The organism is Streptomyces winkii, assembly GCF_032248595.1.
Taxonomy (GTDB): Bacteria; Actinomycetota; Actinomycetes; order Streptomycetales; family Streptomycetaceae; genus Streptomyces; species Streptomyces winkii.
In genome coordinates this window covers 379,667-402,243 of sequence record NZ_JASTTH010000006.1, presented here as the reverse complement: position 1 = coordinate 402,243, position 22,577 = coordinate 379,667, and the positions used below count along the sequence as shown (strand labels likewise).

19 protein-coding genes, 2 tRNA genes and 1 pseudogene are annotated in these 22,577 nt (G+C 72.7%); 9 read left to right on the top strand and 13 right to left on the bottom strand.

What is annotated here, in order from left to right; translation table 11 throughout:
* The first annotated feature begins 186 nt into the window (after positions 1–186).
* Positions 187–1,377, top strand: coding sequence for a M6 family metalloprotease domain-containing protein (locus QQM67_RS20600; protein WP_314175448.1), 1,191 nt, complete (start codon positions 187–189; stop codon positions 1,375–1,377).
* A gap of 636 nt (positions 1,378–2,013) precedes the next feature.
* Here QQM67_RS20600 and QQM67_RS20595 read toward each other — a convergent pair.
* From QQM67_RS20595 to QQM67_RS20570, 6 genes and pseudogenes are all read right to left on the bottom strand, one after another.
* A tRNA-Lys gene (locus tag QQM67_RS20595) sits at positions 2,014–2,087 on the bottom strand.
* Positions 2,078–2,866 (bottom strand): hypothetical protein, encoded by a 789-nt coding sequence (locus QQM67_RS20590; RefSeq protein WP_314175447.1) that lies wholly within the window; start codon positions 2,864–2,866, stop codon positions 2,078–2,080. The genes QQM67_RS20595 and QQM67_RS20590 overlap by 10 nt, the downstream gene beginning before the upstream one ends.
* 218 nt (positions 2,867–3,084) lie before the next feature.
* Positions 3,085–3,447, bottom strand: a complete 363-nt coding sequence (locus tag QQM67_RS20585; protein ID WP_314175446.1) for a hypothetical protein — start codon at positions 3,445–3,447, stop codon at positions 3,085–3,087.
* A gap of 184 nt (positions 3,448–3,631) precedes the next feature.
* Positions 3,632–4,938: pseudogene (locus QQM67_RS20580) on the bottom strand (AAA family ATPase).
* A 104-nt stretch (positions 4,939–5,042) separates the two neighbouring features.
* Positions 5,043–6,695, bottom strand: coding sequence for a hypothetical protein (locus QQM67_RS20575; RefSeq protein WP_314175445.1), 1,653 nt, complete (start codon positions 6,693–6,695; stop codon positions 5,043–5,045).
* 118 nt (positions 6,696–6,813) lie between these two features.
* Entirely contained in the window at positions 6,814–8,097 is a 1,284-nt protein-coding gene (locus QQM67_RS20570; RefSeq protein WP_314175444.1) for a hypothetical protein, read from the bottom strand.
* Positions 8,098–8,378: 281 nt separating this feature from the next.
* Here QQM67_RS20570 and QQM67_RS20565 point away from each other — a divergent pair, with 281 nt between their 5' ends.
* Positions 8,379–8,975 carry a histidine phosphatase family protein gene (locus QQM67_RS20565; protein WP_314175443.1) on the top strand — a complete coding sequence of 199 codons (597 nt, stop codon included), beginning with the start codon at positions 8,379–8,381 and terminating at the stop codon, positions 8,973–8,975.
* A gap of 79 nt (positions 8,976–9,054) precedes the next feature.
* Here QQM67_RS20565 and QQM67_RS20560 read toward each other — a convergent pair whose 3' ends face one another.
* Positions 9,055–10,659, bottom strand: a complete 1,605-nt coding sequence (locus tag QQM67_RS20560) for a tetratricopeptide repeat protein (RefSeq protein WP_314175442.1) — start codon at positions 10,657–10,659, stop codon at positions 9,055–9,057.
* Between the two features lie 180 nt (positions 10,660–10,839).
* Here QQM67_RS20560 and QQM67_RS20555 point away from each other — a divergent pair, with 180 nt between their 5' ends.
* Positions 10,840–11,223: a hypothetical protein gene (locus tag QQM67_RS20555; RefSeq protein WP_314175441.1), complete on the top strand. Its 384-nt coding sequence runs from the start codon at positions 10,840–10,842 to the stop codon at positions 11,221–11,223.
* A 59-nt stretch (positions 11,224–11,282) separates the two neighbouring features.
* Positions 11,283–12,302 (top strand): fused MFS/spermidine synthase, encoded by a 1,020-nt coding sequence (locus tag QQM67_RS20550; RefSeq protein WP_399067229.1) that lies wholly within the window; start codon positions 11,283–11,285, stop codon positions 12,300–12,302.
* 51 nt (positions 12,303–12,353) lie between these two features.
* Here the strand turns inward: QQM67_RS20550 and QQM67_RS20545 are convergent, their stop codons facing one another.
* On the bottom strand, positions 12,354–12,905 hold the full coding sequence (locus QQM67_RS20545) for a hypothetical protein (RefSeq protein ID WP_314175440.1): 552 nt from the start codon (positions 12,903–12,905) through the stop codon (positions 12,354–12,356).
* Positions 12,906–12,964: 59 nt separating this feature from the next.
* On the opposite strand from QQM67_RS20545, the gene QQM67_RS20540 reads away from it, so the two are divergent.
* The 4 genes from QQM67_RS20540 (at position 12,965) to QQM67_RS20525 (ending at position 17,460) form a co-directional block, all read left to right on the top strand.
* Positions 12,965–13,684, top strand: a complete 720-nt coding sequence (locus QQM67_RS20540) for a response regulator transcription factor (protein ID WP_314175439.1) — start codon at positions 12,965–12,967, stop codon at positions 13,682–13,684.
* A 16-nt stretch (positions 13,685–13,700) separates the two neighbouring features.
* Complete coding sequence (locus tag QQM67_RS20535) at positions 13,701–15,185, top strand: sensor histidine kinase (protein ID WP_314175438.1); 1,485 nt, start codon at positions 13,701–13,703, stop codon at positions 15,183–15,185.
* 288 nt (positions 15,186–15,473) lie between these two features.
* A complete protein-coding gene (locus QQM67_RS20530; RefSeq protein ID WP_314175437.1) occupies positions 15,474–16,538 on the top strand; it encodes a chitinase in 1,065 nt (354 codons plus the stop codon).
* A gap of 418 nt (positions 16,539–16,956) precedes the next feature.
* Positions 16,957–17,460: a M23 family metallopeptidase gene (locus QQM67_RS20525; protein ID WP_314175436.1), complete on the top strand. Its 504-nt coding sequence runs from the start codon at positions 16,957–16,959 to the stop codon at positions 17,458–17,460.
* A gap of 86 nt (positions 17,461–17,546) precedes the next feature.
* Here QQM67_RS20525 and QQM67_RS20520 read toward each other — a convergent pair whose 3' ends face one another.
* The 5 genes from QQM67_RS20520 to QQM67_RS20500 all read right to left on the bottom strand — a co-directional run bounded on the left by QQM67_RS20520 (position 17,547) and on the right by QQM67_RS20500 (position 21,651).
* Complete coding sequence (locus QQM67_RS20520) at positions 17,547–18,092, bottom strand: DUF6069 family protein (RefSeq protein ID WP_314175435.1); 546 nt, start codon at positions 18,090–18,092, stop codon at positions 17,547–17,549.
* Positions 18,093–18,586: 494 nt separating this feature from the next.
* Positions 18,587–18,659, bottom strand: a tRNA-His gene (locus QQM67_RS20515).
* Between the two features lie 136 nt (positions 18,660–18,795).
* Positions 18,796–19,401: an oligoribonuclease gene (gene orn / locus QQM67_RS20510; protein WP_314175434.1), complete on the bottom strand. Its 606-nt coding sequence runs from the start codon at positions 19,399–19,401 to the stop codon at positions 18,796–18,798.
* A gap of 24 nt (positions 19,402–19,425) precedes the next feature.
* Positions 19,426–20,778 (bottom strand): helix-turn-helix domain-containing protein, encoded by a 1,353-nt coding sequence (locus tag QQM67_RS20505; RefSeq protein WP_314175433.1) that lies wholly within the window; start codon positions 20,776–20,778, stop codon positions 19,426–19,428.
* Between the two features lie 405 nt (positions 20,779–21,183).
* Complete coding sequence (locus tag QQM67_RS20500; protein ID WP_314175431.1) at positions 21,184–21,651, bottom strand: hypothetical protein; 468 nt, start codon at positions 21,649–21,651, stop codon at positions 21,184–21,186.
* Positions 21,652–21,974: 323 nt separating this feature from the next.
* Between QQM67_RS20500 and QQM67_RS20495 the strand changes: the two genes are divergently transcribed.
* A complete protein-coding gene (locus QQM67_RS20495) occupies positions 21,975–22,496 on the top strand; it encodes a universal stress protein (RefSeq protein ID WP_314175430.1) in 522 nt (173 codons plus the stop codon).
* Positions 22,497–22,577: the final 81 nt, after the last annotated feature.

Below are 22,577 nucleotides of genomic sequence, written 5' to 3'. Positions count from 1 at the left end.
ACAGTAGCCATATTGCCGCTCACGCGCATGGACTAACGGAACAGGACTTAACGGGCATTCCGGGCAACGGTTGAAGGGTCCTTGCTCCCGTCCCAGTGAGGTCCACACGTGGCGCGTTCGACGAAGCACGGCACACGGAGATCCTTCTCCGTGCGCTGCGGATGGCGCCGCGGTGGAGCGGTCCTCATGGCGCTCACGGCCTTCATCGGAATGGCGCTCTTCGCCGGGCCGATCACGGCCGTGGCGGTACCCGCCCCGTGCGCCCTGCCGCGCACCGGCGCCCACCACTCCCTCGGCGTGGACAGCTGGGATTCGGCCTATCCCCGGCCCCGGCACCGCATAGACGCCGCCATGCTCTTCCTCTCCTTCCCCGACTCCCGTCCCCAGACCACGCCGCAGGAGCTGACCGCCGACCACTTCCCGAGCACGTCCGACTTCTACCGGCGGGCCTCGTACGGCAAGTTCCGCCTCCAGGCCCACGCCGGCAAGCACTGGATCCGGATGCCCGCCGGCTCCCGCTCGTACGGGATAAGGCGTGACTGGAGCGAGGAGCAGCGCACCGCGTATCTGCGGGACGCCATCGCCGCGGCGGACCCGAGGGTCGACTTCAGCCGCTACGACCTGGTCTATCTCGTGGCCGACCCGGACGCCCGCGGCGTCGACTCGGACGCCACCAAGGTCGTGAACTTCGACACCCCCATCGAGGCCGACGGCACGCAGCTGCGCCGCCTCGTGACGGTCTTCGAGCAGAGCCCGCCGGACCGGCACGTCCTCGCGCACGAGACGGGCCACGCCTTCGACCTGCCGGACCTGTACCAGCGTCCGTCCTCGGGGATGGCCGACTGGGACACGTACGTCGGTGACTGGGACCTCATGGGCAGCCAGTTCGGGCTCGCCCCCGATCTCTTCGCGTGGGAGAAGTGGAAGCTGGGCTGGCTCACCAGGCGGAACGTCAGCTGTGTGCCTCCCGGCCGCGGGGCCTCCACGCACACGGTGCGCCCGCTCGGCGCGAATCCGCTGGGCGGCCGGGGCGACCGGAGGCTCGCGGTCGTGCGCACGAGCCAGTACGAGGCGCTGGCGATAGAGGCCCGCGACTCCGAGGGCAACGACCGGGGGCTGTGCGCGGCGGGCGTGCTCCTGTACTGGGTGCGCAGCGACCGCGCCTCGACGTACGGGCCGGTGAAGGTCGTGGACGGGCACCCCGGCACACACGGCTGTTCCGACGGTTCCGTCTATCCGTCGCTCGCGGACGCGCCGCTGGGGGAGGGCGACAGCTACACGACCGGCCACGGCGGCGGTCTGCGGATCGAGGTCACGGGGCGCACGGCCAACGACGGCTGGCGGGTGAAGGTGACGCGGAAGAGCGGCGAAACGTGAGGCCCGCGCGCTGGGGTCCGGCTCCGCCCCACCGGTGAGGGGGGTGCGGGTGGCGGAGCCCCCGCGGCCCGAGGCGTAGCCGAGCAGAATCGGCGAAGGCGGAGCGGTTCGCGCTTTCCGGGATCGCTCTTCGCGCTTGCCAGGCGTGTGGCCGCGCGGGTCGGGGTCCGGCTCTGCCGTATCGGCGAGGCGTGAGGTTCCGTGGGCTGGGGCCCGGCTCCGGCCCACCGGTGAGGGGGGTGCGGGTGGCGGAGCCCCCGCGGCCCGAGGCGTAGCCGAGCAAAATCGACGAGGGCGAAGCGGTTCGCGTTTTCCGGGATCGCTCTTCGCGCTTGCCAGGTGAGGTTCCGTGGGCTGGGGCCCGGCTCCGGCCCACCGGCGAGGGGGGTGCGGGTGGCGAAGCCCCCGCGGCCCGAGGCGTAACCGAGCAGAATCGGCGAAGGCGGAGCGGTTCGCGCTTTCCGGGATCGCTCTAGCCCTTGCCAGGTGAGGTTCCGTGGGCTGGGGCCCGGCTCCGGCCCACCGGCGAGGGGGGTGCGGGTGGCGAAGCCCCCGCTCAGCGAGGCGCAGCCGAGCAAAATCGACGAGGGCGAAGCGGTTCGCGCTTTCCGCGAACACACTTCGCCCTCGCCCTCGTGCGCCGCCAGGGACTCGAACCCCGGACCCGCTGATTAAGAGTCAGCTGCTCTAACCAACTGAGCTAGCGGCGCCTGGTCACGTCGTAGACCTTAGCATCACGCTCCGCTGTTCCGGAAATCGGTTGTTCGGTGAGCGCAGGCCTCCGACCTGCGCGTACGGGAGTCCGGAGGCGTGAGAAGGGGCCGTCGCGGCGGTCGTGGCCGGCCCGGACGCAGGCCCTCAGGAGGACCTCGGGGCCGGGTAACCAGGGTTGGCGGACGTCCGGTGCGACGAGCCAGCGGGACGGGCCGTGACCGTGGTGCGCATGGTCACGGGACGGGCCGCGTTCTTCCTGGTCGTGGTGGAGGGCGGGGATGGTCACGGAGTCCCCGGCACCGAGGCAGAGCAGCGAGGGGAACGTTTCAGCAATCGCGGTCCGGCGGGGCTCCCGCCACTCTCCCCAACTGAGCAGGGCGGGCAGACGCTGCGCCGTACCCGGGGCAGCGAAGATGAGCACGCGCCCGCGGTGTACCGCGACGGGTCCGCTGCCGGGGCCGCTGGACCACAGGCGTTCCAGGATCAGGCGGCCGGACAGCGGCGGTGCGCTCACGGCGTCGAAGACCGTGCCGCAGGGCAGGACGCTGGGGGAGGCGGGACGGTGCAGCCAGAGCGCGTGCACGCTGGCGGGCAGGGTGCAGGCCGAGGCGAGCCAGTCGGCTCCGGCCGAGGTCACGCACGAGGCGCCCGGGGTGGCGGCGCAGGTCGTGCGGCGGGGTGCCGGGTCGGCGGAGAACTCGAGGACGTCGAGGGACCCGGGATCGTGGTCGTGGGTCGGGTGCTGCGGGGTTGTGCCCCGCTGCCAGTCACTCATGAAGAACAGATGTACCGGACATGCTGTGTGCTTTTGAACCTTGCACAGAAAATCGGACAACCAAGGGCGCTGTGGGGTATCGTGCACGGCCCGCATATGCCCGGTGACTTGGCGCGAGCGCCGGATCGGGACGCAAGCCGCTTTCCGGCCTTTCTTCGGCTTCTTCGGACGCCGTACGGCGCCGGAAACCCTGTCCCGCTGCGGTCTGCGGCCCGTGGCTACTGCGGTCCGCGGTCCGCGAGGAGTTCCCGGCCGAACTCGATCATCTTCCGGGCGTAGTCCTCCGACCAGTCGCCCCGCTCGGCGACGGCCGCGTCCGAGAGGCGGTCGAAGCGCTTGGGGTCGGCGAGCTGGGCCGCCGCCATCGCCTGGAACTCCACGGCACGGTCGGCCGCCGCCCGGAACGCCAGCGCCAGCTCGGTCGAGCGCTCAAGCAGTTCGCGCGGGTCCGTGATCGTGTCCAGGTCGAAGAACTGCTCGGATTCCTCCTTGTTGTCGGAGGGCTCGAAGAGCAGGGGTGCCGGGCGGCGGAAGCGCGGAGCGCTCCCCCGGGGATCCGGAGCCGAATGCGGCTCGGGCATGTGCGTACCTCCATGTGTGGTGGCCGGGCCGTCAGCCATTCTCCCGCGTCTGGCGCTCGCTGTGCAGGTCGGCCCGTGTACGGTCCGGGCGCGCGCGTTGTTCAGGGGGCTCAGGGGGCTCAGGGGGCTCAGGGGGGGTTCGCAGGGGTTCAGGGGGATCGGCGGGGGCTCGTTGCGGCGCGGCTCACGGACGCCAGGTCACGTGTGCGCCGACAGATGCGAGAGCACCGCGTGGTTCGCCTCCCAGCCGTCCGGGAACTTCACGGTGACCCCGAGCTGGACGGGCTCGGTGGCGGGGTGCTCGTCCAGCAGCTCCGGGACCCCGGCCCGGCAGACCACGACGCACGCATGCCGGTGCCGTGAGGTCAGCACGCACAGCCGTCCCGTCTCCAGATGGAACGCCGTCGCGTCGGGCCGGCCGGAGAGGGGATGCAGCACGACCGTCACGTCGAACTCCCTGCCCTGGAGGCGGTTGGCCGTGTCGACGGTGACGTCCCCAGCGCGCAGCTCTTCGGGGAGCCGGAGCCCGGCGATCGCCGAACGCACCGCCGCGGCCTGATCGCGGTGCGCCGTGCCGACGGCGATCCGGTCGGCGGTGAGCGGGATCGGCCCTGAACGTTCGTCCGTGGTGGAGCCGCCGCGGGCGAGCAGCCGGCCCACGACCTGAGCCACGGCGGCGACGGCCTCCGGATCGGTACGAGGGGTCAGCCGCGCGGGCAGCTCCAGCAGACCCCAGCCGGAGCCGGCGGCCTCGTCGAGCACGCCGTCCGCGGGCGAACCGTCCCCCGGGACGCCGAAGACGAGCCGCCGGTCGCCGGGCCCGCTGCCGCTGCGGAAGGGCGTGTACGGATAGAAGGCGTCCGAGACCAGCGGCGCGGCCGACGCGGGAAGCCGCCATGAGACGGGGAGCCGGTGCTGCGGCAGATCCGGATTGTGGGACAGCAGCGTCGTGACGGCGCTGGCGGACGGGTCGTGCGTGAGCCCCGCCCACTGCTCCGCGCCGACCTGGCTGAACGGATCGAGCTGGCCCGGGTCGCCCACGAAGAGAGCCCGTTCGAAGAGGCCCGCGACCGCGAGAAGGGCGTCGGACCGCATCTGGTACGCCTCGTCCACGATCGCGTGCGCCCACGGCGCCTGACCCTCGTCCCGCTTCACCCAGGCCCACTTGGCGGCGGTGGACAGGACGACGGGCAGTGCGGCGAGGTCGCCGATCTTCGCCGACGTGACGACGCACGGGTGGTCGTCGAGCGCGGGATCGTACGGGCGCGTGTCGCTGCTGTGCAGCCGCCCGACCGGCAGCTCCGGGTCGGCGGCGGCGAGCCGGCCCGCGAGGTCGTCGACCTGGGCGTTGGTCTGCGCGATCACGATCAACGGCCGTCCGGCCGCAGCGAGTTCGCGTGCCGCGCGGACGACGAGCGTCGACTTCCCGGCACCGGGCGGCGAGTCCACGACGACGCCGCGGCGTGAGCCGTGCAGCGTGTCGTGGAGGATCGCCTCGGTGGCGCGGGCGGCGGCGTCTGCGGGTGCGGTACCGCTGGATGTGGGCCCGGAGACCGGCGGGCCGGTCGCGGGGTCGTATGGACGAGGCGGCGCGCTCACAGGAGGTCCTCACTGGTGACGGGGTCGGGCAGGGGCGCCTGCACGGCGGCCGTCTCCGTAGCAGCCGTGCTCGCCGTGTCCGCTGAACCCGCCGTGCTCGCTGCGGTCGCAGTGCCCGCAGTGCCCGCGGTGCCCGCCGTGACCGGCTCGGCGGGCGGCCCGCCGTGCGTCCACGGAGTGTCCTTCACCTCGGGCAACTCCGGGCCGCCGCGCGGCGCGTGCTCGAAGAGCGTCCAGCACAGCCGGTCGCCCTTCTCCGGGACGGTGCCGGGCGCCGGGTCCTTGCCGCGCCCCATGCCGCTGGTCAGGCGCAGCGTGACGATGCCGGGCTCGTGCTCGCCCTGCTGGTCCTGAGGCACGAACTCGGCGCTCTGGCGGGCCCCTTCGCCCGTCACCCGGTGCGCCTTGGCGCCCTCGCCGAGATGCGGCCGGTCCTCCGTGCGGAGCGTGACCAGGGGGCGGGGCATGGCGCGCTTCCCTTCCGAGTACGCCATCTCCACCGCGGTGACCTCGCCCGCGAACGCCTCGCCCGCGAACCGCCGTTCGGCCATGACGAGAGGGTCGTCGAGGGCCTCCTGGGCCTCCAGCCGCGCCTGTTCGCGCTCGCGCTGGGCGAGCTTGGCGGCCGCCGTCACCGCGTCGTCGAGGCGGGGCTGCGGCGGTTCTCCTCCGCGCACCCGGTCGCGGTGCGCGGTGTAGGACCAGCGGTCGCGCTTGAAGCGCTCCGCGACGCGTTCGCCCTCCGGCAGCCCGCGCAGCAGATCGATGCCGTGCCACACCGCCTCCCACGCCGGCCGGAGTTGGGAGGCGATCAGCTCGCGCACCTCGTCCTCCGCTCCCGGGACGTCCGCGTCGAAGCGGTCGATCGCGGGCGCGAGGAGCTTGTTGTCGAACGCCGGGTCCGTGGCCGGACCGGCGGGCGGGCACAGCAACTGACCGGCCGCGTCGCGCTCCACCTCCGTCCGCAGCGCTGCCTCGCCGCCGCTCGCGCCCGGCGGCGGGTCGATCCACGCGAGCAGTGCGCCCAGGTGCTGGTCCTCCAGCGAGCTCTGGCCCGTGGCCCAGTGCCGCGCCAGCAGCTCGGTCATGGACAGCAGGAGCGAGGAGCCGGGGACGCGCGCTCGCTCGCCGTACAGAGTGAGCCAGCGCCCGAGCAGCGGCACGCGCGGGGGAGCCGGGTATGCGGCCTCCGGGTCCTCCTCCGCGGTGCGACGGAAGCGCATGGAGCGGCCCAGCAGCCGTACGAAGTCGGCGCCGGGCCCGTTCGGGACGATCAACTGAGGGGCGTCCGCGCACAGTTCGACCTGGACGGTCACCTTCTTGCCGGTCTCCGGGTCCGTCTCCTTGCGCTCCTCCCACTCGATCTCGTCCTGGGCGGACTCCAGGTGCGGCAGCATTGTCCCGGCGAGCCGCGCGAGGAACGCGAAGCGCAGATCGCGGTCGCGCGGCTGCGGCACGACCAGCAGTACGGGCGCCTCGCGGTCGGTGCCCACCATGGCGCCGAGCGGGGCTCCCGCCTCACCCGCGGTGGTCAACGGCACGAAGACCAGCGGACGTTCGGCCAGATGCCGGTGGCGCACGGTGGCCCTGGGCTGCGCCCGTCCCGCCGCGACGGCCTCCATGCGGGCGAGCGCGGACATCAACGACATGACGCCTCCCGGCAGTCGGGGCCGCCCGGGACTCCGGACCGGCCGAACAGGCAGGACCCGTCGGGCCGGCAGGACCTGCCGGTTCGGCCGGAGCAGGCCGCGCGGCCGTCGGCGGCGGTCAGCACGGCGCGCCTCCCAGGGCCTCGGCGCGCAGCCGCGCCGCGCGGCGCAGCGCCGCCGCGGCCGGTTCGTCGTCAAGTGCACGGTTATGGGCGTCCGTTCGGCCTTCCGCGCCGTTGTCCGCGCCGTCGTCCGTACGGTTCTCGGTACGGACGTCCGTACGGGCATCGGGACCGGCGCCGTCGCCGCCGGACGGGCGTACTCCCGCCGCCGCGAGGACGTCGCCGATCGTCGTGAAGCCTCCCAGCTCACCCCGTACGGACCGGCCGAGCGACTCCACCGCGTCCGCGGCGCGCGCCCGGTCGCGGCAGTGGAAGGCCAGCTCGCATGTGGACAGGCACTCGGGGGCGTAGGCCGCGGGCACGGACTCGACGGCGGCGGTCAGTTCGGGCACCGGCCGGGACGGATCGAAGACCGTCTCCGCCGGGAGTGCGGCGGCGATCTCCTCCAGGCGGGTGAGACGGGCGAGTTGACGGCGCGTGGTGGCGCGCTGCTTGCGGATGTCGACGGGGTGTGCGGTGGGCAGGTTGGAGAAGTCCTTCGGGCACACGAGTAGGGCCTGTTCGCGCACCGCGCCCGGCACGCCCGACTCCTCCAGGGCGAGTGCGTACACCGCCGCCTGGCGGGCGGCGGCCCCGACCTTCGCCGCGTCCGCCGAACCGTCCAGGACCGGAAAGGACTTGATCTCGGCCACAGTCCAACTGCCGTCCGGATGGACGGCGATGGCGTCGGGCTCCAGATAGGCCGTCGAGCCCGCGACCTCCAGGGCGAGCATCGGATGGAAGAGCAGGGCCCAGCCACCGCCCGCGCTGCCCGGGGTCTTCCCGGCCTCCCCGGCCCTGCCGGCGCCCTCGCCTCCGCCCTCGCCCTCCGGCCCAAGTGCCAGGCGCGTACGGGCCGTTCGCCCCGCGGGACCGTCGGCCGAGAGATCCGGAAGGGTCACCTCGCCCGGCTCCGGCGGCGTCTCGCCCGTACTGGCGCACAGCAGCCGGATCAGCTCGGCGCCGCCGTCCGCCGCGACCTTCGCCTCGAACGAGTTGCCCCGCGCGAAGGCGAACTGGGACTGCCCGAACGGCGCCGGCGCCCCCAACGCGCGGGCCACGGCGGCCTTGTCGACACCCGCACCGTCCAGCAGGGCGCGGCGGCGGCAGCCCGGGTTGGCGGCGAGGGCCGCCAGGGCGCGCGCGTCCAGCGGGCGCGGTGGCACGCCGGGCCCGCCGCGCAGTTCGGTGAGGCGCCGGCGCAGGGCGCTCGCGCCGCCCTCGGAGCGGTTCATCGGCATCGCCTCGCGGAAGACTGCATCACCTGCGGAAGTGTGGCATCCACGGCTGACAGACACCCCACCGGCGCCCGCGCGCCTGCGACCGGGAACGGCGACCGCAAGGGCGAACATGGGGCGAGAAGGGCAGAGATGACCGTACGTGAGCACACCGGCGGAAGCGAGCGGACGGGCGCGGCCGGCAGGTGCCGGAAGCCCGGCGCCCGGCGCGACCGACTCGACGGGCGGGTGTGCGCGCCCGCGGGCCTGATCTGCGACTCTCCTCCGAGGCCGAAGGGTTTTCCATGGCAGCGCGCATCCTGCTCGTCCGGCACGGTCAGACCAAGTGGTCCACGACCGGGCAGCACACCAGCCGCACCGACGTTCCGCTTCTCGACGAGGGCCGCCGCGACGCCCGGCTCCTCGGTGCGCGGCTGGGACGCGAGCCGTGGAACGGGCTTCCCGGCGTCGAGGTGCGCACCAGCCCCCTCTCCCGTGCCCGCGAGACGTGCGACATCGCGGGCTTCGGAGACCGCGCCACCGAGTGGGGCGCCCTGAAGGAGTGGGACTACGGCGCATACGAGGGCCTCACGACGAAGCAGATCAGCGAGGACTCCGGCACGGACTGGTTCATCTGGCGCGACGGCGTCGTGGACGGCGAGAGCATGCGGGAGGTCGCCGACCGCGCCGACACCGTCGTGGAGTGGGCCCGCTCGGAGGACCGCGACGTGCTCGTCTTCGGGCACGGCCACTTCCTGCGCGTGCTGGGCGCCCGCTGGCTCGGGCACGAGACCCCTTTCGGGGGACGCCTCTCGCTCTCGCCGGCGTCCTTCTCTGTGCTCGGCTGGGCATACGGCCAGCCCGCGGTGAGCCGCTGGAACGACACCGGGCACCTGGACTGACGGGAGCTTCGGACCCGTGCGGGCCCCGACCGGCGGGGCGCCTGGCCCGCGCGCCCCGCTCAGGCCGCCCGCGCCCCGCTCAGGCCGTGCGCGGCCGCAGGACCGCCCGGCTCTGTTCCGCCAGGAACGCGTCGACGCCCCGGTTCCCCGCGTACGGGCGCAGGCGCCGTGCCGTCGTGCGGAGCATGCCGCGGATGCGCGAGGACTGGACCGGCCCCAGCAGGGCCAGCGCCTCGCCGCCCGCCTCCGCTGCCTCCTCGGGACGCCTCAACGCGGCCAGATCGCCCGCGAGTTCGGCCGTGAACAGGGCCCTGTTGCGTACGAAGTGGGGCCTCTGGAGCGCGACGGCACGCCGGGCCTGTGCGGCGGCGCGCTCCCAGTCCTCCAGCGCCGACCAGCACTGCGCCTCCAGCCCCGCGAGTTCGGCCTCGCCGAAGAAGCTCATCCACGCCGGATCCGGGTCGGCGGTGCCGCGTTCGAAGAGTGAGTGCGCTCTGCTCAGCGCCTCCTGGCAGGCCGTACGGTCGCCGAGCCCGGCCCAGCCGCCCGCCTCGCGCATGTTGAGCAGCGACAACAGCCGTGCGGAGCCGAGGTGTTTGGCCGCCTGCTGCCCGGCCTGCGCCGCCCGTACGGCCTCGCGCGGCCGGCCCGCGTCGCGGGCGAGGAAGGCGGTGTTGCAGAACGCGTGGGCCTCCAGCGACGGGTCGGCGGCGACGCGCGCGGTGGCGAGCGCCTCGGCGTAGTGCGAGCGCGCGTCGCCGAAGCGCTCGGAGTCGTGCGCCAACCAGCCCACGGAGATGGCCAGTTCGCCCGCGCCGTTGTGCAGGCGGTCCGTGACGGACTGGCGGCTGGGCAGACCGGTGTCGAGGAGTTCGTACGCGGCGCGGAGCGAGTCGCCCGCGCGCCGGTACAGCGCCTCGGCGCCGTGCCGGTCGTCGAGCAGCCGGATGCGCCGTACCGCGTGTTCCAGTGCCTCCGCCTCGGACTCCCCGACGCGTCGGCTCGGGTACGAGGACAAGGCGCGGCCGTCCGCGGCAGTGGCCACGGAGGCCATGGGCGGCATGGCGGTGAGGGCGGCAGCCGGGCCGCCGATCATGAACGCGCGACGTAGCACGTCGCTCTCCTCGTTGATCTCGGAACAGTCTGAACAGAAGGTGCAGGTAAGGGAGTTGGGGCAGAGCGGGGGATCGGCGGAGGCGTCGCGGCTGCCGGGCGCTCCGGGCCCGGCGGGAGGTTGGCCGGGAGGGGTGTGACTACTGGGGCTGATGGGCCAGATGTGATTGACGGGATCGGTGGGGCTGTCGTGCTGACCGAAGAGGGTACGGGATTCCGGCTGACGGGGCGTCGGATACGGCGGCGATTTGTCACCCCCGTAAGCCTGCCGGGGCCGGCGGGCGGCTCGGCCCCTTACGGCCTCCCTGGCGACGAAGCCCATGTCGGTGAGCGTGCGACCGGGGAACATGTGCAGAAAGACCCGTTCGTACGCGTAGTTGGGGCAGCGGATCTCGCCCGCCTCCACACGGCCGATGTACCGGGCGTCGCAGGCGACGTGCTCACCGATCTCGCGCCCGGCCCGGCGTACGGCCGCGGCGAACTCGGCGGGCGACTGTGTGCCGCGCAGCTGCCGGAACACCACGTTGGGCTCGGAATGCGGGCCCTGCGACGCGGAAGATGACGACGCCATGGCCGGACGGTACCGGCTGTTACGGGGTCGGCACGCAGCGTTCCGCTACAAAACGGATATCTCACCCGTCATCTGCCATGAAGTGCCATCCTTTGTGACGTGGTGTGCCGTACCCCGTTGACGGGGTAGGCCGTTGAACTCTGCATGACCACTGCGGAGGAGCTCGGAGGAGGAGTCCCCATGGACACCGGCCCAGGAGTCCGCACCGTTTCCGGCGGTGTGCCCTGCGATCTGGTGACGGTCCCGGCACGGCAGGGCCTGGAGGCCGTGGACATCCTGCGGCTGCGGGACGGTCTCGGCCCGGTGCTGCTGTGCGACGGGGAGGGGGACACGCTCGGATTTCTCGTGCCGCCCGGCACCGCCGACTGCTGGGATCTCCCGGGCAGCGCCTGCACGCAGACCCCGGGACGGCCCCGAACTGTCGCCCAGGAACCGCCACTTGCGGGTACGGGCTGGCTCGTGCCCCCCGAGGGGGCGTTCGGGGTGGCCACCGACGCGTCCTTGCTGCGGGCCGCGCTGGGGGAGGCCGCCCGCACGATCGAGGCCGTCGACCGCTGCCAGTGATCAGCCGGTCCTCCCGGTCACGCGCTGAGGTGCGCTGACGCTCCGGCGATACTGGACGTGTGGCGAAGGGCAGACGGCGAGGGCAGGGCGGCGCGGGCGGCGACGGCCGCGGTGCCCGCGGTGGCGGAGGCAGAGGCGCGGGCGGTGCTCGCGGCGGCGGCCGCCGCGCGGCGCGCGAGACGCTGAGCAAGCGGGTCGACGGCGGGGCCGCGGAGATCGTGCCCGACCCCGACCGCGCACACGGCTGGTCGCTGCTGCTGGAGGGCGCGCCGCAGAGCTACGTCGACCTCGACGACCCCATGTACCTCGGCTTCGGATACCAGCGCAGGCTCGGGCACGTCATCGATCTCGCCGCTCCGCCCGGCCGTCCGCTGCACGTGCTGCACCTGGGCGGCGGTGCGCTCACCCTCGCCCGTTACGTCGCGGCCACCCGGCCGCGCTCCACGCAGCAGGTGATCGAGAAGGACACCGCTCTGGCCGAATGGGTGCGCACCGCACTGCCGTTGGAGCGCGGCTGGCGCATACGGATACGCGGCGGCGACGCCCGCGAGGGGCTGGCCAGGCTTCCCGAGGGGTGGGCGGACCTCGTCATCGCGGACGTCTTCGCGGGAGCCCGCACGCCCGCGCATCTGACGAGCACCGAATTCCTGCGCGAGGTGCGGGGCGTGTTGCGTCAGGACGGGCTCTACGCCGCGAACATCGCGGACGGCCCGGGAGGCGGCGACGGCGGCAGCACCCGTGCGGGTACGGGTTCCGGTGCCGGCGCGGGTCCCGGGCACAGGCGCGCTCCGCTGGAGCATCTGCGTTCCCAAGTCGCCACCGTGCGCGCGGTGTTCGGATGTGCGGCGCTCACCGCCGACCCCGCGGTGCTGCGGGGGAGGCGCTTCGGCAACGCCGTACTCGTCGCCTCCGACCGGGAGTTGCCCGTCGCGGAGCTGACCCGGCTCTCGGCGAGCGATCCGCAGCCGGGGCGCGTGGAGTCCGGCGGTTCGCTCGGCGGCTTCGCGGGAGGCGCGGCACCGGTCACGGACGCGACGGCGAAACCGTCACCCGCCCCGCCGGACGGCGTGTTCCGCTGACCGCCGGCGAACGCCGACGCGGCGAAGACCTTCCGATGTGCCGGTCGGGCCTCAGCCGTTGTCGTACGACTCGATGCGCGGCGGTCCGCCGTCCCAGCGGCAGAAGATCGACGAGGACGCCCCGTCCTTGGAGAACGTCACCCGGATCCAGGTGGTGTCCTTCCATACCTGCGTGTCCCAGCCGTCGTTGGGCGTCGCGGACACCAGCGTCGCGTAGTCGTCCCGCATGTCGAAGACCGCACGGCCGCCGGCGACGCTGGCGCCCCTCACCTGCCCGGAGTCGGAGGGATAGCCCGAGTCCGGGGGCTGCGGCGCCGGCTTCGTCGTACGGTCGCCGCCCGGTGGGGACGGGGACCGTGTCGGCCGCTGCGTCTGCGAGGGCGGCGGCTCGCTGGTCGAGGGCGACGGCGTCGGCTCCGGCTGCTGCGGGGACGGCGATCCGGGCCCGGTCGTCGACGACGAACCCTCCGCGATGGGCAGCGAGCGCGGCGGCTCGTACTCGGTGCCCGCCAGGACCGTGTGCACTCCGAACCAGGACAGCGTCACCGCGGCACTCGTGGCCAGTGCCCAAGCCGCCGCGTGCACAAGTGCTCGTCGTCCCATCCCTGTCACCATAGCTGCAACCTGCGGACTCACGCCCCGGTATGGACTAACGTGCGCACATGGCCCGAGTGCTCGTGGTCGAGGACGACCAGTTCGTACGTTCCGCCCTCATCCGGCACCTCAAGGACGCCTCGCATGTGGTGCGCAGCGTCGGCACAGCGCTGGAGGCGCTGCGTGAGGTGGCCCAGCACGGATTCGACGTCGTGATCCTCGATTTGGGCCTTCCCGACCTGGACGGCGCCGAGGCGCTGAAGATGCTGCGCGGCATCACCGACGTACCGGTGATCGTCGCCACGGCCCGCGACAACGAGAACGAGATCGTCCGGCTGCTCAACGACGGCGCGGACGACTACCTGGTCAAGCCCTTCTCCGTGGAGCATCTTTCCGCCCGCATGTCCGCGGTGCTGCGGCGGTCGCAGGGCGGCGCGGGCGGCGGTGGCGGCGGCCACGGCACGGTCACGGAGCGGGTGTTGAGGGTCGGCGGCCTCGCCATCGACCCGCTGCGGCGGCAGGCGGAGCTGGACGGGACCGTACTGGACCTGACCCGCCGCGAGTTCGATCTGCTCGCCTTTCTCGCGGGCAGGCCGGGAGTGGTCGTGGCCCGCAAGGAACTGCTGGCCGAGGTGTGGCAGCAGTCGTACGGCGACGACCAGACCATCGACGTCCATCTCTCGTGGCTGCGCCGCAAGTTGGGGGAGACGGCGGCCCGCCCTCGCTATCTTCACACCATCCGCGGCGTCGGCGTGAAGCTCGAGGCTCCGGGGGAAGCGCGGCCGTGAGAAAGGACATACGGGCATGAGATGGGCACTGGTGAAGGTGTGCCTCGCCGTGACAGTCATGGTGGTGATCGCCTTCGCCGTGCCCTTGGGGCTGGTCGTGAAGGAGACGGCGCGGGACAGGGCGTTCTCCAACGCGGAGCGGCAGGCGGCCACCGTCGGCCCGGTGCTGGCGATCACGACGGACCGGCAGGAGCTGGAGAAGGCCGTGGTCAGCACGGAGGCGGGCGGCGACGGGCGGCTCGCCGTGCATGTTCCGCGCGCGTCCGGCTCGTCGAAGTCCCCCGGGTCCTCCGGGTCTTCGGAGTCCTCGAAGTCGAAGGCCGGTGCCGCCGGGCCGGACAGCGCCGTGGAGGTCGGGCGGCAGCGCGCCACCAAGGAGCAGCTCGAAACCGCGCGCCGCCAGGGCCGCGCCTCCACCGTCACGGTGCCCGGCGGCTACACGCTGCTCAGGCCGACGGCCGTGGCCAGCGGCGAGTTCGCCGTCGTCGAGGTCTTCATCCCGAACGACGAGGTGACCCACAACGTCACCACGTCCTGGCTGGTGCTCGCGGGCGTCGGCATCGCGCTGATCCTCGGCTCGGTGGCCGTGGCCGACCGGCTGGGCACCCTGATGGTGCGCCCGGCGGGACGGCTGGCCGCCGCCGCGCACTCCCTGGGCGAGGGCAAGCTGGGCGTGCGCGTGCCTGAGGACGGGCCGAGCGAACTGCGCTCGGCCGCCGCGGCGTTCAACGCCATGGCCGATCAGGTCGTACAACTCCTCGCCAACGAACGGGAGTTGGCCGCCGACCTGTCGCACAGGCTGCGTACGCCGCTCACGGTGCTGCGCCTGAACGCCGCGTCCCTCGGCGACGGCGACGCCGCTGAGCACACGCGTGAGGCCGTCGCCAAGCTGGAGAGCGAGGTCGACCACATCATCAGCACCGCCCGCGAGCAGCGCGAGCAGCGGGCACAGGCGACCGGCGGCATCGAGTCCGCCGCCTGCGACGCGGCAGAGGTCATACGCGAGCGCATGGCGTTCTGGTCGGCGCTCGCCGAGGACGAGGGCCGCGAGGCGCGGCTGGCCGGCGTCGACCGCCCGGTCAGGGTGCCCGTCGCCCGCACCGAACTCGCCGCGGCGCTCGACGCGATGCTCGGCAACGTCTTCCGGCACACGCCCGAGGGCACGGCCTTCTCCGTGGACGTCCACCACGGCGGTCCCGCCAGCAACTCCGTGATCGTGCTCGTCTCTGACGCGGGCCCCGGCATACCCGACCCGGACGCGGCCCTGCGCCGGGGCCACGGCGACGGCAAGCCCGGCTCGACCGGGCTCGGGCTGGACATCGTGCGCAGGGTCGCGGAGTCCACGGGCGGCGACGTGCGCATCGGCCCGTCGGTGCTCGGAGGCACCGAGATACGGGTGTGGCTCACGCTCGACGGCGGCGAGGCGCAGAGCCGCCGCCGCGGGCGCGGCCGGCGCCGCCCCGAGCGCCGCATCATCCGCTACGCGGCCCGCCGCTCCTGACCGACGCGTCCCCTGGCACATACGCGCCGACCTGGCCCTCGAAGCCCGCGTCCGTCCCGTGCGGGCGCGGTCGGTACGGCGTCCCAGGGCGCCGTACCGGGGTGGTCCGACGGCCCGAACGCACCGGACGCCCCGCACCGGACCCCGATCCATAACCGGACCATTCCCCTCCCTTAAGCGCGGCCTAAGTTCTTCAACTCCCGCCCGTAACAAGCGAATTGTCCGAGTCGGCCTCGCTAGCTTGCTGCTCGTCCGCACCACACCCCCACCGGATGAGGCAACCTCACGATGACGAACACCCCCCACAATCCCGAAGCACAGCCCCCTCGGACGAGCCGCAAGGTGAAGCTCGTGGCGGCCGTCGCCGCGGCGGCGGCAGTGGCCGGCACCGCGTTCGCGCTCGCCGGGAACGCGAGCGCCGGCGAGGAGAAGGCGGGCGCCGGGAACGGGGCGAGGCCCGCGGCGGGCGGCGGCTTCGCGCCGTACGTCGACACCTCGCTCCAGCCCTCCTTCGACCTTCTCAAGAGCTCCGAGAAGAGCGGTGTGAAGGAGTTCAACCTGGCCTTCATCACCTCCGGCGGCGACTGCGCCCCGAAGTGGGGCGGGGCCGAGGACCTCGGCGCCAACGCCGTCGCCAAGCAGATCGAGGACTTCCGCGCCAAGGGCGGAGACGTGCGGGTCTCCTTCGGCGGCGCGAACGGACAGGAACTCGCCCTTGCCTGCAACTCCGCCGACCAGCTCGCGGAGGCGTACGGAAAGGTCGTCGAGGCGTTCGCCCTCAAGAAGGTCGACTTCGACATCGAAGGGTCGACGCTTCCCAACACCGAGGCCAACACCCGCCGCGCGCAGGCCATCGCCAAGCTCCAGGAGAAGCACAAGGACCTGGACGTCTCCTTCACCCTGCCCGTGCTCCCCGAGGGCCTGACGCAGGACGGCACCGGCCTGCTGGAGAACGCCAAGAAGAACGGCGTGAAGGTCTCGGCGGTCAACATCATGGCCATGGACTACGGCCCCAAGTACGACGGCGACATGGGCAAGTACGCCATCGACGCCGCGACCGCCACGCAGAAGCAGGTCAAGTCGGCGCTGGGCATCGACGACGACGCCAAGGCGTGGAACACCGTTGCCGTCACGCCGATGATCGGCGTGAACGACGTCAACGTCGAGGTCTTCAAGACGGACGACGCCGCCGAGGTGAAGAAGTTCGCCGACGAGAAGAAGCTGGCCTGGCTGTCGATGTGGTCGGCGACCAGGGACAAGGCCTGCCCCGGTGGTCCCAAGGACCAGGCGGACCCGACCTGTTCGAGCATCGAGCAGGAGGACGACGCCTTCGCCAAGGGCTTCACCGGCTGACGTCCGCCCCCGACGTCCGGCCCCACGGCCGGGCCCCGGACCCGGAATCCCCGGGCCGGAGCCCGGCACCGGACCAGAGTGGGGCGCAGCGCCTTCCCCCCACACCCTGCTGCGCCCCACTCTTTCTTCTTCGCGCTTCTCCCTCTTCTCCGTTCAGGGTCGCCTTGTGCGGAGCGCTCCGCATTCCGGGTGCGCCCGTACGGCTCCCGGCCCGGAACGGCCACCCCACCCCTGAGGGTGACGCAGCGCCGGGATCGTCACCCCTCCGGACAACTCCCGCGTGCGGGCCCCCAGCTGGTGGCCTTTGCTGCGAGGTATGACAACTCAGACGCGGAGTGAGTCAGGAATCGTCCGGCGAATAGTGACAGGCGGGCTCGCGGCGGCCATTTCCATATGCGGCTTCGCGGGTTCCGCGTCGATGGGGAGCCGGCCCCACAACCTGGCACCGGCGTCCGACGACGTCGGGAGTCCCGGCAAGAAGCACCACCGCCACACCGTGAGCAGACCGGCACCGTCATACGTACGTCCCATCACCAGGTCCGCCCGCATATCCGAGCGCTGGGGAGTCCCCGGCAGCTGGGCGGCGGGACACCACACGGGTGTCGACTTCGCCGCCCCTCCGGGCACGACCGTACGGTCCGTCGGCACGGGCAGGGTCGAACTCGCCGGGGAGGCGGGCGCGTACGGCAACGCCGTGATCGTTCACATGAAGGACGGCAAGCACGTCCTCTTCGCGCACCTCTCGAAGATCAGCGTTCGGCTGGGGCGCGCCGTGCGCGCGAACACCGTGCTCGGCGAATCCGGCAACACCGGCCGCTCGACCGGCCCGCATCTGCACTTCGAGGTCCGCAAGCAGCGGGGTTACGGAACCGAGGTCGACCCCCTCCCCTACCTGGCTCGGCACGGTGTCCGCATCGCATAGCCCGTGAGACATCCCGCGACGCGAGCCAGCATGAGGCCCCCACCGGAGAGGCGTCCCGGTGGGGGCCTTGCCATGCGTTCCGGTGCTCAGCGGCGCCGGGTGTCGCCGTTCGCGGCTGCGGTGCGGGCGACGGTCGCGAGCAGGGTGCCGATGACGATGCCGATCACGAGATAGACGCCAGCCGTGCCCGCCTTCGCCCTCCAGCTCGCATCGGAGGTGAAGGGCAGCAGCATCACGGCAGCCGTGGCCAGCGCGATGATCCAGCCGAAGAACCGCCCCGGCTGCGGTGTCGCGAGCATCAGCAGATTCAGCACCGCCGTGGCGGCGAGCGCGGCCAGAGCCGAGCCCAGCGCGAGCTGGCCCGTCGAGGTGAGCTCCATCGTGGCCTCCTCCTGGGGCGCGAAGACCGGGATGTCCAGCACTCCGCGCACGAGCAGCAGCGCGACGGTCGCGGCGAGCGCCGCCACCAGCGCCACCATGACGCCGCCCGCCCACAGCCGCACGACGCGGACACGGCGGGGCCCGCCCGGCGGACGGTCGTGGTCGAAGCCGTTGGCCCGCTTCTCCGGCACGTACGTACCGCCCCCGTCGTACGGGTCCGGGTAACGCGCGGCGGGGCCGTAGCCCTGCACCGGCTCGAAGGGCTCGAACGGGGCGTCCTGGTCGGGGGCCCCGTACGGCCCGGGGCGGCCTGATCCCGCGTCTCCGCCGGGTCCTGTCTCCCTGCCCGACCCCGCGCCTCCGCCCGGGCCCGGTTCTCCCGGGCCCGGCCTCCGGCCGTGCCGGCCATGCCGGCCGTGCGGACTGCGAGGATCCTGAGGGCCGTTCGGGTCGTGTGGACCTGCCATGTGTATCGAGTCCTCTCCCTGGGCCTCCCTGGACCTGGGTGGCCTCACGGTCCCGGGTCCGCTCCCACCAGGCTCGGTCCGCCCCAGGTCCGCCGCATCCCCAGCGCCCCGCCGCTCACCCACGCGGCCGTACGGCGGCACCGCCCGCGGCCCGAACTGCCGCCCGGCGCACGGCTCTCGGCACGGCGCCGGGTCCACGGCCGCGGCGCCGCCCGGCCCACAGGGCACGACAAAGGCCCCGCCCGGGTTTCCCCAGGTCGGGGCCTTGATCAGTTGAGGGTGAATGACGGGACTTGAACCCGCGACATCCTGGACCACAACCAGGTGCTCTACCAGCTGAGCTACATCCACCACGACCGGCTCGCTCTTCCGTCCGGCCGAGAAAGAGTGTACAGGGTGGGCCGGGGTGCTTGCGCACGGGTTCCCGGCGGCCCACGGGCCCACAGCGGGGCCGAGGCGCCCGCGGCGCACCCCTCTCTCGGGCCCCTCAGGGACCGGGCGGCACCACGTGCTTGGCCGCGATCTTCTTCGCCGTCTCCGAGTCCGGCCCGGGGGCCGGTACGAAGACCGCCTCCCGGTAGTAGCGCAGCTCCGCGATCGACTCGCGGATGTCCGCCAGCGCGCGGTGATTGCCGTTCTTCGGCGGGCTGTTGAAGTACGCGCGCGGATACCAGCGGCGGGCCAGCTCCTTTATGGAGGAGACGTCCACGATGCGGTAGTGGAGGTGGGCCTCCAGGTCGGCCATGTCGCGCGCGAGGAAGCCGCGGTCGGTGGCGACCGAGTTGCCGCAGAGCGGAGCGCGGCCCGCCTCCGGTGCGTACTTCCGTACGTACTCCAGGACCTGCGCCTCGGCGTCGGCGAGGGTCGTGCCGTCGTCGAGCTCGTCCAGCAGGCCCGATGCGGTGTGCATCTCTCGGACGACGTCCGGCATCGAGGCCAGCGAACGCGCGGGGGGACGGATCACCACGTCCACGCCCTCCCCGAGTACGTTCAGCTCGGAGTCGGTGACCAGGGCGGCCACCTCCACGAGCGCGTCGTCGGACAGCGAGAGGCCCGTCATCTCGCAGTCGATCCACACCATGCGGTCATTCATGCGCTTCACCCTACGTCCACACGGTCAGCCGCGGCCCCGCTGTCCCGGCACTCTGGGGGCCCAGGCGTCCGATTCGGGCTTGCCCGGCTCCGCGCCGTCGTGGCGGGACTCGCGTTGTGCGCGGGCGGCGTCCCGCAGGTCGCGCTGGGCGTACGAGCCGGCCGCGTGCAGCACGCCGTGGTCGGCGGCAGCGCCCGGGACCCCCGGGTCGCCGTGAGCGCCGTGCCCGCCCTGGACCCCGTGGGCACCCGGGGCGCCCGTACGGGCACCCGGCTCGCCGCCGGCCCCGTCGCCGTCGCCGCCCTCGCCGGTCCCCGCTCCGTTGCCGCCGTCCGGCCTCCGTATGCGGTACGCCGCCCGGTAGGCCGCCGGCGACGAGCCCAGCTGGCGCCGGAAGTGCCCGCGCAGCGCCACGGGGGAGCGGAAACCGCAGCGCCCCGCGACCTCGTCGACCGAGTAGTCGGAGGTCTCCAGCAGCCGCTGGGCCTGGAGGACCCGCTGCGTGATCAGCCATTGCAGGGGTGCGCTGCCGGTGAGCGAGCGGAAGCGCCGGTCGAAGGTCCGGCGGGACATGTACGCACGCGCGGCCAGCGTCTCCACGTCGAACTGCTCGTGCAGATGCTCCAGCGCCCACGCGACGACCTCGGCCAGCGGGTCCGCGCCCATCTCCTCGGGTAAAGAGCGGTCCAGATGGCGTGGGTGGCCTCCGCTCTCCGCGCCGCTCCCGCGCCGGGGCGGGACCACCAGGCGGCGGGCGAGGGCACCCGCCGCTTCGGCCCCGTGGTCGGTGCGTACGACGTGCAGGCACAGGTCGATGCCGGCGGCGGTGCCCGCGGAGGTGAGGATGTCCCCGTCGTCCACGAAGAGTTCGCGGGGATCGACGTGGACGGACGGGTAGCGCTTGGCGAGCGTCGGTGCGTACATCCAGTGCGTCGTCGCGGGGCGTCCGTCCAGCAGCCCGGCGGCCGCGAGCACGAAGGCCCCGGTGCAGAGACCCACGAGGCGCGCCCCTTCCTCGTGCGCCCGGCGCAGCGCGTCCAGGGCGGCGGCGGGGGGCGGCTGGGTGATCGACCGCCAGGCCGGGACGACGACGGTGCCCGCGCGGGAGAGCGCGTCGAGGCCGTAGGGAGCGCTCAGTTGGAGCCCGCCGGTCGTACGCAGCGGCCCGTCCTCCCCCGCACACACCAGAAGCCGATAGCGGGGGACCCCTGCGTCCTGCCGGTCGATGCCGAAGACGGAGAGCGGTATGGAGCTCTCGAAGATGGGACCACCGCTGAAGAGCAGCACCGACACGATCTCCCGGCGCCGCCGCGCGGCCAGCTTGCGGGTCGTCGCCGGGCCGTTCGTCGAGTCCTGATGGCTCTTTGGAACGCTCACCGGAAGTCAGCCCCCCTCAATCGTCGCGTCCTCTTCGGTCCTGCACGTCTCCCCCGCGGCGATAGCCAAGATCGAATCTACTGTGTCGGACGGTGCCGTTGGGACAAGTTCGACACTCGGCGCTATGTCGACAAGGCAACTTGGCGTGAAGCATTCGATCACGAAGCGTTCCATTCGGTGACGCCACTGGGAAGTGCGCATGCCGTCCCTGCCCCGCCGCCGTAGGAGCCACACGTGCCCGTCGGTCCTTTCCTCGCAGGTGGCGAGGGGTGGCGAAGTTGCCGTCTCAACTTCCGTGACCAGTAAGAAGATTGGCCGAAAAATACGGGGACCGCACCTGGGAATCGGACACCCTCTAAACGTACGCCTCCGTGAACCGGCGTACGCCGGTGTGAATTCGGCCCCTTACTGCTCGCCCGGGAAACCCCAGTACTTTCCGCCCCTGTGCAGACCCGTGCCGGTGCGGCCGTGGCGGCCCCGGTGCGGGCCCGGTCTGCCGGTGCCGAAGCGGCCTGGGCTCCGTGGTGCGTACACGTCGGACCCGCGCAGGAGCGCACCGCACGCCGCCGTGACGGCGATGAGCCCGACGGCCGCGACGAGGACCGTGGTGAACGGAACGCCGCAGGCCAGCAGCGTAAGGGGAGCCACAGCACAGCAGAAGGCGCCCCAGCGCACGAGTCCGGCCGCGGCGGCGGAGGCGTGCGCCGCGCCCTCCGTGTCGAAGTCCGCCGGGGGGTGCGCGCCCGGGCCGGAACCGAGGCCAGTGCCGCGCTCCGGTCCGTGGTCGTACGGGTCCGCCCGGAGGTCGAAGCGGAACGCCGGGGACGGAAGACGGCGGCGGCCTCCGCGCTGACGGTGGATCGGTGTGAGCACGCAGTGATAACGCAGCGTCGAGAGGGATGTAACTCAACGTGTGCGAGGGGTCGTTGCCGGTAAGGGGGCGAACGGGGGCGTTGCGTGATGGCGCTCCCTCAGGCATGCTCCGGGGTCAGCCTGTAGCGGCCGGTGCCTCCCAGCGCCCCTGGGCAAGGGGGGAGTCTGGTCGTACCCTTACGGGTAAGAGGCTGGAGAGGGCTCTTCGCCGGGATCCGTGGCCGGATCTTTGCGCCACCCCTCAGCGTCCCGACTTCCCGTACGGAAGCTCCCAGTCAACCGCCGCTCCCTCCGCACAGAGGACTCCCTTCGCCGAGACACAGATGGCCGGACACGAGATCCCCGAACCAGCGGACCGCAAGCAGGTCGCCGATCCCGGCGCGACCGATGAAGCGGCGGAAGAAGCACGCCACTCATGCGATCCGGCCTTCCAGCACGGCGTGGTTGTGGGGTTCGACGGGTCGATGTCGAGCGAGCGTGCTCTCGCGTATGCGATCGGGATGGCCTACAGATCCGGCTCGGGCCTGATCATCGTTCATGTGGCCAACAGGCTGCCGACGACGGTCTGGGCGGGCTGCGAGCCGCCCGTCTTCGTGGACGTGCCCGACCACCGCACGGAAGTGCTCGGCCTCGAACTCGCCTGCGCGGAGCACCTCGCCGAGGTTCCCTGGATCCTCGTGGAGCGCGGCGGCGACATCTGCCACGAACTGGAAGAGGTCGGGCACGAGTACGAGGCGGACGCCATCGTCGTCGGTTCGACGCACGGTCTCGCGGGGCGGATCTTCGGCTCGGTGGCCGGGCGGCTCGCGCGGCGCGCCGAGCGTCCGGTCGTGGTGATTCCGTAAAGCCCGCCCCGGCAGCCGGTGGTCAATTGCCCCTTCTGCGGGCCGAGTTCGAAATTTGTCCGGGCGCTGAATCTCCCCAAC

Excerpts from the sequence above, each read along its gene's own strand:
- QQM67_RS20600 (WP_314175448.1), top strand. The coding sequence starts at position 187 with ATGGCGCTCACGGCCTTCATCGGAATGGCGCTCTTCGCCGGGCCGATC.
- QQM67_RS20590 (WP_314175447.1), bottom strand. The coding sequence starts at position 2,866 with ATGAGTGACTGGCAGCGGGGCACAACCCCGCAGCACCCGACCCACGAC.
- QQM67_RS20585 (WP_314175446.1), bottom strand. The coding sequence starts at position 3,447 with ATGCCCGAGCCGCATTCGGCTCCGGATCCCCGGGGGAGCGCTCCGCGC.
- QQM67_RS20575 (WP_314175445.1), bottom strand. The coding sequence starts at position 6,695 with ATGTCGTTGATGTCCGCGCTCGCCCGCATGGAGGCCGTCGCGGCGGGA.
- QQM67_RS20570 (WP_314175444.1), bottom strand. The coding sequence starts at position 8,097 with ATGCCGATGAACCGCTCCGAGGGCGGCGCGAGCGCCCTGCGCCGGCGC.
- QQM67_RS20565 (WP_314175443.1), top strand. The coding sequence starts at position 8,379 with ATGGCAGCGCGCATCCTGCTCGTCCGGCACGGTCAGACCAAGTGGTCC.
- QQM67_RS20560 (WP_314175442.1), bottom strand. The coding sequence starts at position 10,659 with ATGGCGTCGTCATCTTCCGCGTCGCAGGGCCCGCATTCCGAGCCCAAC.
- QQM67_RS20555 (WP_314175441.1), top strand. The coding sequence starts at position 10,840 with ATGGACACCGGCCCAGGAGTCCGCACCGTTTCCGGCGGTGTGCCCTGC.
- QQM67_RS20545 (WP_314175440.1), bottom strand. The coding sequence starts at position 12,905 with ATGGGACGACGAGCACTTGTGCACGCGGCGGCTTGGGCACTGGCCACG.
- QQM67_RS20540 (WP_314175439.1), top strand. The coding sequence starts at position 12,965 with ATGGCCCGAGTGCTCGTGGTCGAGGACGACCAGTTCGTACGTTCCGCC.
- QQM67_RS20535 (WP_314175438.1), top strand. The coding sequence starts at position 13,701 with ATGAGATGGGCACTGGTGAAGGTGTGCCTCGCCGTGACAGTCATGGTG.
- QQM67_RS20530 (WP_314175437.1), top strand. The coding sequence starts at position 15,474 with ATGACGAACACCCCCCACAATCCCGAAGCACAGCCCCCTCGGACGAGC.
- QQM67_RS20525 (WP_314175436.1), top strand. The coding sequence starts at position 16,957 with ATGGGGAGCCGGCCCCACAACCTGGCACCGGCGTCCGACGACGTCGGG.
- orn (WP_314175434.1), bottom strand. The coding sequence starts at position 19,401 with ATGAATGACCGCATGGTGTGGATCGACTGCGAGATGACGGGCCTCTCG.
- QQM67_RS20495 (WP_314175430.1), top strand. The coding sequence starts at position 21,975 with ATGGCCGGACACGAGATCCCCGAACCAGCGGACCGCAAGCAGGTCGCC.